Annotated in this window: 9 protein-coding genes; 6 read left to right on the forward strand and 3 right to left on the reverse strand. The window is 36.8% G+C overall.

Translation table 11 applies throughout. From position 1 onward, the window contains the following. Positions 1-44: 44 nt before the first annotated feature. The 3 genes from G4Y78_RS13760 to G4Y78_RS13770 form a co-directional block, all read right to left on the reverse strand. Entirely contained in the window at positions 45-1067 is a 1023-nt protein-coding gene (locus G4Y78_RS13760) for an ABC transporter substrate-binding protein (protein ID WP_163833564.1), read from the reverse strand. Between the two features lie 250 nt (positions 1068-1317). Further along, positions 1318-1461, reverse strand: a complete 144-nt coding sequence (locus G4Y78_RS13765) for a hypothetical protein (protein ID WP_163833565.1) — start codon at positions 1459-1461, stop codon at positions 1318-1320. Positions 1462-2155: 694 nt separating this feature from the next. Then, positions 2156-2797, reverse strand: a complete 642-nt coding sequence (locus G4Y78_RS13770) for a ceramidase domain-containing protein (protein WP_163833566.1) — start codon at positions 2795-2797, stop codon at positions 2156-2158. Positions 2798-3215: 418 nt separating this feature from the next. On the opposite strand from G4Y78_RS13770, the gene G4Y78_RS13775 reads away from it, so the two are divergent. The 6 genes from G4Y78_RS13775 (at position 3216) to G4Y78_RS13800 (ending at position 12796) form a co-directional block, all read left to right on the forward strand. Continuing rightward, on the forward strand, positions 3216-4658 hold the full coding sequence (locus G4Y78_RS13775) for a hypothetical protein (protein ID WP_163833567.1): 1443 nt from the start codon (positions 3216-3218) through the stop codon (positions 4656-4658). Positions 4659-4768: 110 nt separating this feature from the next. Continuing rightward, positions 4769-5335 (forward strand): DNA-3-methyladenine glycosylase I, encoded by a 567-nt coding sequence (locus G4Y78_RS13780; protein WP_163833568.1) that lies wholly within the window; start codon positions 4769-4771, stop codon positions 5333-5335. 281 nt (positions 5336-5616) lie between these two features. Next, a complete protein-coding gene (locus G4Y78_RS13785) occupies positions 5617-10176 on the forward strand; it encodes a response regulator (RefSeq protein WP_163833569.1) in 4560 nt (1519 codons plus the stop codon). A gap of 4 nt (positions 10177-10180) precedes the next feature. Beyond that, positions 10181-11164 (forward strand): diguanylate cyclase domain-containing protein, encoded by a 984-nt coding sequence (locus G4Y78_RS13790; RefSeq protein WP_163833570.1) that lies wholly within the window; start codon positions 10181-10183, stop codon positions 11162-11164. 426 nt (positions 11165-11590) lie between these two features. Further along, positions 11591-11767, forward strand: a complete 177-nt coding sequence (locus tag G4Y78_RS13795; protein WP_163833571.1) for a tRNA (uracil-5-)-methyltransferase — start codon at positions 11591-11593, stop codon at positions 11765-11767. A gap of 252 nt (positions 11768-12019) precedes the next feature. Then, positions 12020-12796 carry an efflux RND transporter periplasmic adaptor subunit gene (locus G4Y78_RS13800; protein WP_163833572.1) on the forward strand — a complete coding sequence of 259 codons (777 nt, stop codon included), beginning with the start codon at positions 12020-12022 and terminating at the stop codon, positions 12794-12796. The last annotated feature ends 3 nt before the right edge of the window (positions 12797-12799 follow it).

Consider the following 12799-nt stretch of genomic DNA (forward strand, 5'->3'; position numbering starts at 1 on the left):
TTTGTGATGAATAATTAATGGTTATGGAAAGATATAAAGTATTATTAATCATGTTTGTATAATAGTTCTAATATGATGAGAAGTTTGGTTAAGAAGTCTTCTGGTGTGGTTGGGGAGCGAGTCTTACCTGCTTTAGACGATATATATAATAAGGACTTTATCTTCTTGTTACGGATATTTTTCGGTGTGACCAATATAGCTTTAGTTAAAGTCTGACTTTTAACTGGTTTTTTTTCCAAAATTTCAAATGCTTGCTTAACGCCCAAGTATCCAATTTTGATAGGCTGTTGAAGCATGGTGCCATTTAGTTTCCCTCTTTTTATGGCTTTTACTAGCTCTGGGCTTATATCAAAGCCAACAGTTTTAACTTTACTGCTAAGACCTTTTTTCTTAAGTGCTCGAATTAAACCAGTTGTTGATGACTCATTTGGGGCAAAAATACCGTCAATTTTTGGCATATTTTTAAATATTCGCAAGAGAGTATGATAGGTAGAACCGACAGAGGTACCGACATAGTCATCGTATACTAATTTCAAACCAGGATATTTTTTTATCGTATCCAAAAAACCTTGTTCTCTAAGCATGGTAGAACTATTTCCTTGTTTATAACGAAGAAGCATAATATGACCTTGTTGGTTTAATAGCTTAGCTAGATATTCCCCTGCTTGAGAGCCTGCCTGATAATTGTCGGTTGCGATGAAGCTGCTATAACTGCTGCCATCCATGCCAGAGTCGATAATAACGACTTTAATCCCTGACGCTACTAGTTTTTCGATGATAGGGATTAGATTCGAGCGGTGATTAGGGGCGATGACAAGTGCGTCTATATTACTTTCTAGCATCCGTTGGATATAGCCTATTTGGGGTTGGCTTTCATCTCTTGGGCCAGACCACATGATTTTAATATTTAATTCTTTGGCGGCTTGTTTGGCTCCTACATGGACATAATCCCAGTAGATATGGTTAGTACTTTTTGGGATGACTGCAATGGTATACCTTGGTTTAGCTTGGGTAGATATCACTAAAATACTTAGTAGCAGTATTAGTAAGTTATACGCATATCGCATGTATTGGTTAGCCTAGATATTTTATGGGTGCAGTGTAATGTAAGTGTAGGTTTAAACACACAATTTCTGCAAATATTGATTGGGTATGGTGCTTTAATCAAGGTTTTATTTTATAGCGTGAAAATTACAGAAAAGTACCCAGAATTTTGTCATTGGAAAGATTTAGAAATGATTAATCAAAAAAATAACCCTTCTCTATTGAAGGGCCTGCTATTTAATTTCATTATTTTCGTTTGTATGTAGCTGTTAGTTATTTTTTATTCTCTTTGTCCTTTTTTTGGTGTCCACAGGAAGGGCAGCCTAAAATGTCGAAATAAAATCGTTTAACCGTTGAGTGACACTTTGGACAGGTGGCTTCTAGCACATCATCAACAATGAAGTTGTTAGTCATCATGCGTCAATTTCCTTGTAGATAATTTCACTTAAAGTCCCAGGAAGTGGAAGTTGTTAATGCCTTGCACCACCAGAAAGTACGAAGCAGAACAGACCAACCTTTATATAAGAGTTATCAAGAAAAAGCATAATGGATTACCTCTCTATAGCAGAATCCAACCTTGGATTGCGATTGACATAAAATGTCCTTAGATTTCCTGTATGTTACATGTGATAATTTTGAGTGTCAAAATATTTGATCAATAATTATCATGGGAAGTCATAAAATCTATATTTTTCAGATAGATATAGCTTATCGTGATAATTATAAATGCTGGGTTGGAACAATAACTGATCAATCTTCGTTGGATTACAGGTGAATAAAAGAGAGAAAATAGAAAATGGACTAGTTATCTTTACAGTAAAGTGTGATGCACATCATTAAGTTTTATTGATTGGTTGTGCAAACTAAGTGATAATCCGAGCGGAATTATTGGTGTGATCTATATGCCTGAAGTGGGATAATAACTTGTACTTATCTGAGAATCAGCGTTTTCTAGAAGCAATTGGGTTTATGGGGCGATTTTATTTCTCCCTTCTATTGTTGTCGTTTGCTGTCTACTGCCTTTTCAACTTTACTCTTGCTGGTATTGCCTTATTAGCGCTTGTTGTTTTAATAATTATCAGGTTGTTTCGGAAGTACCAGAGAGATGAATCTAACTTAGATGCCTTTGAGCAGGCCAGTTTGTAAACAAGGCTTTCATTACAAGATATATCAGCACCCCATTCAAAATATGCCAGAGAAAGTGGCTGCCTATTGTTAAGTAAGAGCAAATGGCATTGTCTATTGTGCGAAAAAAGAGAGAAAGAGCGAAAATGGCTGTCGCACTAATGAGTAAGGTGGGGTTATTTTTTTTCTGATAGTAATGAACAATGGCCAGCGTAATAATGACACAAAATGCGGGAGCATAGATAAGTGAGCCATTAAGGAGATGGGGGAATTGTCTAGTGAGGTGGCTAGCAGTAAATAAAGCTATCACGATAATAGCCGTTTTACTGTAATTGAGCTCAATTACCTTGAGAATATAAAACCAAACAAAACACAGTTGAAATAATAAAATAGGAATGATATCAAGCTGCTTTGCCCAGTTTGTAGCATAGGAGTGAAATAAGGTACTACCAATACCAATTGTAATGATAAGTCCAACTAGTAAAAACCCTTCATAACCAATACTTTCCCTATCTTTAATGAGTAGCCAGCTTTTCCAGGCGGCGATAAAAAAAGCAAGATTAGAGGCTGCATTAATCGGCTCGGCTAATAAGCCAGGTCCTAGGCGTTCACAGTAAAGATCAATCATTTTGAGTGATGTTTAGGCTACACATATTGTCTTATGATAGTCTTATTTTAGTAAAAGTATTTTTATAGGGAATAAGATGAACGATTCAAAGTGTTTACATGTAATAACTTTTCCGGAATTAGTAAGTTATCGATAGCCTCTAAATTTGCGGGCAGTCAACTTCTACCTATGCTTACAAGTTTCCAATTGGCATGACGATTAAAATTGCTATGCGCAATAGTCATAATAAACTGTTTATTTTGTACCTAATCAAAACGTAACAGCCATAGAGAAGTTCTTTGAGTAGCAACAACAATCTTTTAAAATCATTCGTGAAAGGCATGCATGCTACAATAGAAACATATTATGTATCTGTATAATGGCTAGGAGGGTAAAGTTGGCATGAAACCTTCTTATTGGTATTGTTCTAAGTAAGTGTATGCTTCTTAAAAAGTATGGCCGTAGTCCAATAGCAAGAAAATTATTATTTATTACTATTGGCGTGAGTACTTTAATTGCCTTTATTATTACTATATCTCAGCTTGTATACGACTATTATCAAGATATTCAGCGTATTGAAAGAACACTTCAACAAATAAAAATTGCCAGTGTTCCCAGTATTGTGGTGTCGTTGTGGAATCTTGATGATGAACAGGTCAAGGTTCAGTTGCAATCACTGATGAAAATTCCAGAAGTGATTCGAGTGAAAATTGAGATACCCAAAAAAGAAGCGATTATTCATGGGGAAATACCAAAAGAAAGATTTTTTGTGAAACAATATGACTTTGCGCTTGTTTATACTAGAGATGACTCTACCCAGGTTGATTTAGGCATTTTAAAAGTATCTTATGATTTTGAAAGTATTTATTTTGGATTACTGGAGAAGCTGGTTTTTATTTTTTTATTGAACTGCCTAAAAACACTAGCCGTTTCATTTGTTATATTATTTGTTTTTTGGAAATTGGTCACCAATCATCTTGTAAGTATATCGGAGCAGCTGGATCGTCATAAAGAACTCTTGCTGAGTGAAGAGAAAATAGTGCTAAGTGATCAAGAAAGCTTAGGCGAAATCAATACGCTAATTAATAGTATTAATAAACTTTGTAACTATGTAGTAGACACCAAGGCTGCAGAAGAAAAAGCAGAACAAGAAAAGCAGCAGCCACAAGTTTTAAAAGATGAGTACATAGCAGACTACGGCCTACTATTGGCAAAACATGATAAAAATTTTACTCATAGTATAGTTGTTAGATTAAATAATGAATTAAACAATGTGCTAAATGACTGTGAAAGTAACCTCAATGAAATGGCTTTGCTGAATGATGCAATAATTAATCAGAGTGGTTCTAACCAATCAATAGATGGTCTGCTAAATGAACAAAAAATGGTAACAAATAAAACAAGGCAAATTATAAGCGTTTCGATGAAGTTTTCTGATCGTGTTAGTGAAATGTTTGGGGAAGTGAATAAAGGTAACTTAACTTTTTTTTATAAAAATGATTTGACTGAGATTTTGCAGAAAGTTTCTTCATTCTTAAAAAGAAATCACTTGGTAATAGAAGAAGATATTATTTTTAGTGCAGAACCTGGTGTAATCAAAAGACTGTTATGGGTGGTATTTTACTTAATTTATCAAATAGATGAGCCTACCTCGTTAAAAACCAGTATTTACAAAAAAAACATGAATATTTATCTAGTGGTTTCTTATGCATTGAGTACCATTCAGCACGAAAGTGACCATACTAGCCCTTATACTAAATTGGCTTTTGAGTTATACATCATCGAGTTGTTTGTACAACAAGAATTGAAGGGGAGTTTTTCTTATGAAGTTGATGAAGAGGCAGGGGTTTCCTGGATAATATCTTTTCCTTCTCTGGTTTGAGAGTGTCGCAAACTCTGACTATCAAATGTTGTACTTTCCTATAATGGATTTATTTTATAACATAGGTCAACACAATAGGTTAAGCTTGGTTAAACTAATAGGGAGAAGTAATGAACCGATGTAGCTGGGTAAAATTAACAACACTTGAAACCGCTTATCATGACCAGGAGTGGGGGGTGCCTATTCACGATGACCGACTGCTATTTGAGTTCTTAATTCTAGAAGGAGCACAAGCTGGTTTGAGTTGGTCTACGATTTTAGCTAAGCGAGAAGGTTATCGAAAGGCATTTGATGATTTTAATGCTAAAAAAATAGCCAGTTATTCAGAGAAAAAAATAGCTAAGTTATTAGCTAATCCAGCAATTGTCAGGAATAAGCTGAAAGTAAATGCATCAGTGGTGAATGCTAAGGCTTTTTTACAAACTCAAGCTGAGTTTGGCTGTTTTGATACTTATATATGGTCTTTTGTAAAGGGTAAACCCATTCAAAATAAATGGACTTCAATCAAGGAGGTGCCAGCAAGCACTAATGAATCAGATTTAATGAGTAAAGACTTAAAGAAAAGGGGGTTTAAATTTGTTGGTAGTACGATTTGTTATGCTTTTATGCAGGCAGTCGGTATGGTTAATGATCATACTACCAACTGCTTTCGCTATGCGGAAGTTAAACGTTATTAGTTTTCATTTATTTCACAGTTAGAGGCACTTAAGCCTAGTAGGTTAGTAACGTTTGAATAAATATCTGAGCTAGAGGGCCTATTAATAGGGTCTAAGCTAATCTTTTTGATCTTCTTCTAACGCTCCTGTTTCCTTATAACAGGAGCCATGCAAATCAACCATTTCTCTTATATTCTAAAGCTGATCTACAATTAACAGTGTGAAGAAAATTAAAACACTTGTTAGAGTAGAATAAAAAACTAACAAGCAATGTCGATCAAAAGGACTTGTTCGAGACTGGTATGTTAAGTAAATTATCTATAGCAGCTCAACGTGGCCCTATTGTAGCTGCTGTTATTACAATTATATTGTCTGTATTAGTTTATATAAGTTATTTTATTGCTCATAAGTCTGTTTATACTGAATTTGAATCAATCCTACAGAATGAATCTGAAGTTGCGAGGATTCAAATAAAAGACAATATTAGTTCACTTAAAAAAGATGTATTATTTCTTGCAAAGGTTCCTCCTATTCAAGGTATAGTGAGGGCTACATTGAATAATGGCTTTGATGAACAGGAAAGTAGTACAGTATCACTTTGGCAAAAAAGACTTAACACAATTTTTAGTGGCTTTATTGAGTCTCACCCTGATGTCACTCAGGTACGCTATATTGGTATTGCTGATAAAGGCAGAGAACTTGTTCGCGTTGATAACTTCAATAGCTTTCCTCTCATCATAAAAAAAGAAAAATTACAGGCCAAATCTAACAGAAACTACTTTAAAAAAACTATTTCAAAAAGTGAGGGTGAAATTTATATATCGGATATTAACTTAAATAGAGAAAATGGAAAAATTCAAAAACCTCATGTACCTACCTTGCGAGTAGCAATTCCTATATATAATAATGCAGCGCCTTTTGGAATTATTATTATTAATGTTAATGTGACGGAGTTATTTTCACGTTTACGAAAACAAATCCCTTACAAATATCAATTCTATATTACTAATTCTGAAGGTGACTTTCTTGTACATCCCAATCAGGAAATGACGTTTGGCTTTGATTTAGGCAAGCGCTATCGCTGGAGTGAAGAATTTCAAATACTACCCAACAACAAATACCAGAGACCGGGTTTTACGCTTTATAAGCACTCTGGGGGAAATCAGTTAGTTCGTGAAAGTGAATTAATAATAGAGGCTCAGCCAAAACGTACTCTAAAAATTGCTATTGCTGTACCTCAACCCATTATTCAATCCAGTATTTTACAGAGATTACTGATAAATCTCGCAGGCTTGCTAACAGGGATGCTAGTGATAGTTGGCTTTTTATATTTGTTTTGGATGAATGTAAAACAGCAACAACGTGTGAATACTGAACAGGCAAGACTTGCTGCCATTGTAACCAGCTCTCAAGATGCTGTTATTGCCAAAACGTTGCAAGGTGTTATTACCGATTGGAACAAAGCAGCACAAAATATGTTTGGTTATTTAGCTAAAGAAGCCATTGGTAAGCGAGTCGTTGACCTGATTATTCCGGAAGATAGAAAGCAGGAGGAAGATACGCTATTAGATAAGGTATCTGCAGGTGAAGTTATTCCTCATTTCGTTACGAAGCGGCAAGGCCAAGGTGGTCAGTTAGTGGATGTATCCATTGCTGTATCGCCTATCACAGATAGTAATCATCACATTATTGGTGCAGCCACAACCGTTCGTGATATTACCCAACAAAAAATAGCAGAAGATGAGATTCGTGAACTCAATACACAGTTAGAGAAGCGAGTAGAGGAAAGAACTGCTGAGTTACGTCGCTATGCTCAATTACAAACAGCTATTCTAAGCCAAGCAGCAGCCGTGATTATTTCAACGGACGAAACAGGTGTGGTCAAGCTTTTTAATCCTGCTGCAGAAAAAATGCTGGGTTATCCTGAAAGTGAGGTCTCTAATAAGCTGAATATTACTACTTTTTTCTCACCAGAGGAATTGAAAAAACACGCAGAAGCACTTACGGATGAACTCAAAGAAACCGTCAAACCGGGGGTTGAAGCACTCATTATTAAGTCACAGCATAATATGCCAAATGAGCATGAGTGGAGCCTTATACGGTGTGATATGTCAGTATTTCCTGCACTCTTAACAGTAAGCGCATTGAAAGATGAGTTTAGTATTATAACGGGTTTTCTATTTATGGCGACAGACTTGACGCAGCTGGTTAAAAGTAGACGTAAGCTGATGTCCATGCATGATCAACTACAAAAAGCAGCAGAGGTGGCAGAATTAGGGATTTGGACTTGGCATCTAAACAGTAACCTGCTTAAGTGGAATCAAATGATGTACGATATTTATCAGATTCCAAAGAAAGGTAATGGAGAACATTTGTCTTATGACGATTGGTGTGAGTATCTACATCCCGAAGACAAAGAAGAGACATTGGATAAATTTGATAAGGTCATCGTTGGGGAAGATAACCTTGATTTTACCTTTAGAATCATCCGTCCTAACAGGCAAATACGCTATATCAAAGCTTCTGCTATTGTAGAGAACAACAGTAATGGAGAGCCTATATTTTTGCTCGGTGTAAATAGAGATATTACAGAACAGTTACAGTATGAATTACAACTACAAAAAGCTAAAGATGCTGCAGACAATGCGAACAAAGCAAAATCTGAATTTGTCGCGAATATGAGTCATGAAATTCGTACGCCAATGAATGCTATTATGGGTATGATTCAACTTTTTGCACGTACCCCACTGGTAAATAAACAACGCGATTATTTACAAAAAATAGAATTTTCCGCAAAGATTTTGCTAGCGATCATCAACGATATCCTTGATTTTTCGAAAATTGAAGCGGGTAAACTTATTCTAAATCAACAACCGTGTAATGTTGATCAACTTCTCCGCCATGTTGCCGTGATTGCATCCAATAACCTCGGCAATAAAGATATCAATATTGGGTTTGATATTTCTCCTTCTTTATCTCATAAAATGTTTATGCTTGATGAGTTGCGTTTACAGCAAATTCTCATTAATTTAACCAGCAACGCTATTAAATTTACCACAGCAGGGGAAATTTCATTAGTAGTTGAAGAAACAGAAGATCATGGAACACATTTTTTGTTTTTCGAAGTGCGCGATACCGGTATTGGAATTTCTAAAAAACAGCAACAGCAAATTTTTGATGGTTTCATACAAGCTGAATCATCTACAACCAGGAAATTTGGTGGAACAGGACTAGGGTTAACGATTTGTAGACGCCTAGTTGAATTAATGGGAGGAGAAATAAGTGTCAGTAGCCAGTTAGGAGAGGGTAGTACATTTAGTTTTTATTTATCCTGTAGTCTTGCACCGACTTCACATCAAACCAATGAAGCTGTATATAAACTACGGGTATTAGTTGTTGACGATAATCGATATGCACGCACGGTGATGGCTGATTTAGCCAAGTCCATAGGATGGACTGTTGAGACAGTGAATAGTGGAATGGAAGCTGTGGCTAAATTACATGGATCAGCTCCCTATGATTTAGTGTTACTGGATTGGTGTACGCCTGAACTGGATGGGGCCCAAACGTGTAATTTAATCAAAACCCAGCTTGCATCTGATAAGTGCCCATTGGTTATTCTTGTTACTGCCCATCACGATGATATAAAAAGTCAACAGCATCAAGCTGATGGGTATTTAGTGAAGCCCCTTACCGCTTCAATGCTGTTTGATAAAGTAGTGGAACTAAAAAAACCTATCGAAAATTTGGATTACGCTAAATTTGTAGAGAACCGCCTTCATGGACTATCACTTTTACTTGTTGAAGATAATGAGACCAATCAGCAAGTAGCCCAAGAACTATTAGAGCTAGAAGGAGCCACAGTTGAGTTGGCTGATAACGGTAAGATTGCGTTGGATAAAATTAAAAACTCTCAATTAGCATTTGATGCAATTTTAATGGATATCCAGATGCCTGTTATGGATGGATATACTGCCACTAAAGAAATTCGTGAATCACTAGGGTTAAAGCAGTTACCGATTATTGCCATGACAGCCAATGCAATGGTGACTGACCAAGAAGCGGCTTTATCAGCTGGCATGAATGCTCATATAGGTAAGCCTTTTGAATTAGAACATGTTGTTAAAGTTCTACTTGAATACACCAAGCCAGCAACAGCTCAGAATACCCCTCAAGCAGAAGATCGAGACCAATCAACAATAGTAACTGTAAAAGAAGAGACACTTAATGCCTATTCATCAACAGCATCTGGTTTATTAGATATAAAAAGAGCCATCACTCGATTTGGTGGTCACAAGCATATCTACTATCGAGCATTACGTAATTTTTTAAGAGATGCCCCTAAACGGGTATCAACATTACCAACCAACATACCTTCCCACGAGCAACAGATAGAAGAAGTGTCCAGTCAATTACATTCCTTGAAAGGTGTAGCTTCTACAATGGGTGCAATGGTTGTAGCTGATACTTGCAAACAAATGGAGCAGCTTTTACTTAACGAGAATAGCTCAAATAATTACGAGCAACTACTCCTTCAATTAAATCAACAAATGAATGACACGTGTGAAGTTGTGGAACAGGAACTTAGCAAACAAGCAGCACAACTGACTTCAGTTGAAGAGGGTAGTAAAGCATTATCCGACCAGGATAGACATCAGTTTGTTGAAGACTTAGAAAAGCTAATTGAATTGCTCAATCAATCGAATCTAGAAGCACTGACATTATTTGAGAGCTTACAAATGCGGTTTCAAACCTCTGTACCGGATGCTTTTCAATCACTTGATGAAGCCATTAATAACATGGACTTCCAAACAGCAACCTCTTATTGTCGCAACATACAAGAAACACTGAGTGAGGCTTAAAAATATGGCGATATTGTCTGATAAGGTTGCTGAGTTTAATGTCTTAAGTAAACCAGGACGTATCTTAATCGTTGATGATGAGCCTATTAATATTCGAGTTATTCATCAGGTTTTTTCTAAATATCATACTGTATTTATGGCAACGAGTGGCATGCAAGCAATCAATTTTCTACAAAAAAATAGTGTTGATTTAATTTTGCTTGATGTTGTAATGCCTGAAATGAACGGATTAACTGTATGCCAACAGTTAAAAAGCTCAAAGGAAACTGCAGATATTCCTGTAATATTTGTAACAGGTCATAATTCACCAGAGGAAGAAGATGCTTGTTGGTACGCAGGGTGCGTTGACTTTATTCATAAACCATTCAATATACACACTTTAATTCATCGTGTGCGTTCACATTTACAACTCAAATTTCAGACAGACCTATTAAAGGAGCTTGCCTTTTTCGATGGGTTAACAGGTGTAGCCAATAGGCGGTATTTTAATGAGCATTTACGACATGAGTGGCGGCGGTGTGCTCGCAATTCAAAACCTCTATCATTAATTTTATTGGATATTGACCACTTTAAAGCTTTTAATGACACTTACGGACACCAGTATGGTGATGAGTGTCTCCAGAAAGTTGCCTCAACAATTATCAAGATACCCCAACGTGCAGGTGATTTAGTAGCCCGCTATGGTGGTGAAGAGTTTACTATTACCCTACCAGAAACAGCGCTCTCGGGCGCAGTCAATGTGGCTAAGGGCATAGAAGCTTCCATACGGGACTTGAAAATACAACATAAGTCCTCCACAACAGCTCATGTTGTAACAGTGAGCGCAGGCGTAGCAACCTGGGTTCCTGATAATGATATCTCTCCAAAGCTATTAATTGAACAGGCCGATAGGCTGCTGTATCAAGCCAAAGCTCAAGGAAGAGGTCAGGTTTGTTTTACAAATATCCAAAAGGGCAATGAGATGAAAGCCCCAAAAACTCTGAAGTAGCAAAAGTCTGATAAGCCAGCCTCTTATTTTCCACTAACTGAAATTGTGTCTACTGTCCGTTATCAACCATTCGTTTTGGCTATATATAGGTAGGATTGGTAACATTTTGCTATTAGAATATAGCCAGTTAAAAGTAAAACTGACAAGCGAAATATACTCATCAAGATTCATTTTTAGGTGTAAACCTAAAGCGGTATATACTCACAGCGAAGGTTTTTAGGGCTAGGCCACCGAGCAATGAAGCCTCAGGAGTTTAGATAGGCTAAATGGGGGGAATATCAAAATGACTGAGATGAAGAGCGATGGTAACAAAGCCTAAAAATCGTTCGCGAAGGGTATAAATTCCTTAAGCTATGAGAAAAGTTCATAGACCTGTACAATAGCACTGTACCCAAACCGCGGTGAGTAAAACGAGATAGGTAAGCAATGAGTGATGATAAAGTAATCGATTTCCTGTCTGCTAAGGAGCCCCATGTACACTCCCGCAAGGAGCAAAAAGTAAAAGATATGCGTCAGCGTTTTGAGGCTTATTTGCCGACTAAACCTAAGCCAGTAGCCAAAAAGAAAAGTAACAAGCGTAAAAAAAATAAAAGAAAAAAGTAATAGAAACAGCTTAAGGTGCTTTTCAATTACTGCATAGCTTGTGTTAACAGAGGCCCTAAAGGGTAACTTAGCTGGAATATTTCACAAGGCTACAGAATATCCTCATGTAGCCCACCTTTACATTCGACAACAATAGTCGTTTTTTTAGCAATTATTTTAAAAAATCACACTTGGCGTATAAAGTAATAAGTAGATAAGTTGTTGCTTAGTCATCAAACCGGGTTTCTATGGATAACCACAAGTAGCGGTTTTATGATAGCACCCATTGCCAGAGTGATGAAAAAAATGACAGCAATATTAAGGATAATGGTTCTTTGGTTCTTCTCGGCTTTTGCTATAACAACCCTTGGAGAACAACCCAGCGAACTCATTAAGCAGCAAGGGGATATTCGGGTATTATTAGTTCCTCATCACGAAGCGCAATTATCCAGTCAAATGAATGGACAAATTATTCATTTTAATGTTGAAGAGGGTGATTTATTTAAGAAAGGCGATGTCTTGTTAGAGTTTGACTGTAAAGAGCAGCAGGCAAATTTGAAAATGAGTGAGGCGGAATTGAAAATTGCCAAGAAAACTTATCAGGCACAGTTAAAGCTTTCTAAAATGTCGGCAGCCAGTGAACTGGATGTTGCTATAGCAGCAGCTGAAGTGGAAAAAGCGAAAGCAACCAATAACCTAAACCAGGTGGTTGTACAGCGGTGTGTAGTTGAGGCGCCATATAACGGCTGGGTTGTAAAAAGACTAACAAATTCCTATGAAAATGTTGCATTTGGTGCACCATTATTAACGATTATTGATAATAGTCCTCTGCAGTTGGATTTATTTGTTCCCTCTCACTGGCTAAGTTGGTTGAATGTAGGCCATGGTTTTACATTGAAAATTGATGAAACGGGTAAACACTATAGTGCTCTGGTACAAACCATTGGTGCTAAAGTAGATTCGGCTAGTCAAACGGTTGCAGTTAAAGCGTCACTAACGGGTAAGCAAAAAGAACTATTAGCCGGCATGAGTGGTACTGCTAATTTTTAAGTG

This window comes from Spartinivicinus ruber, assembly GCF_011009015.1.
GTDB classification, from domain to species: domain Bacteria; phylum Pseudomonadota; class Gammaproteobacteria; order Pseudomonadales; family Zooshikellaceae; genus Spartinivicinus; species Spartinivicinus ruber.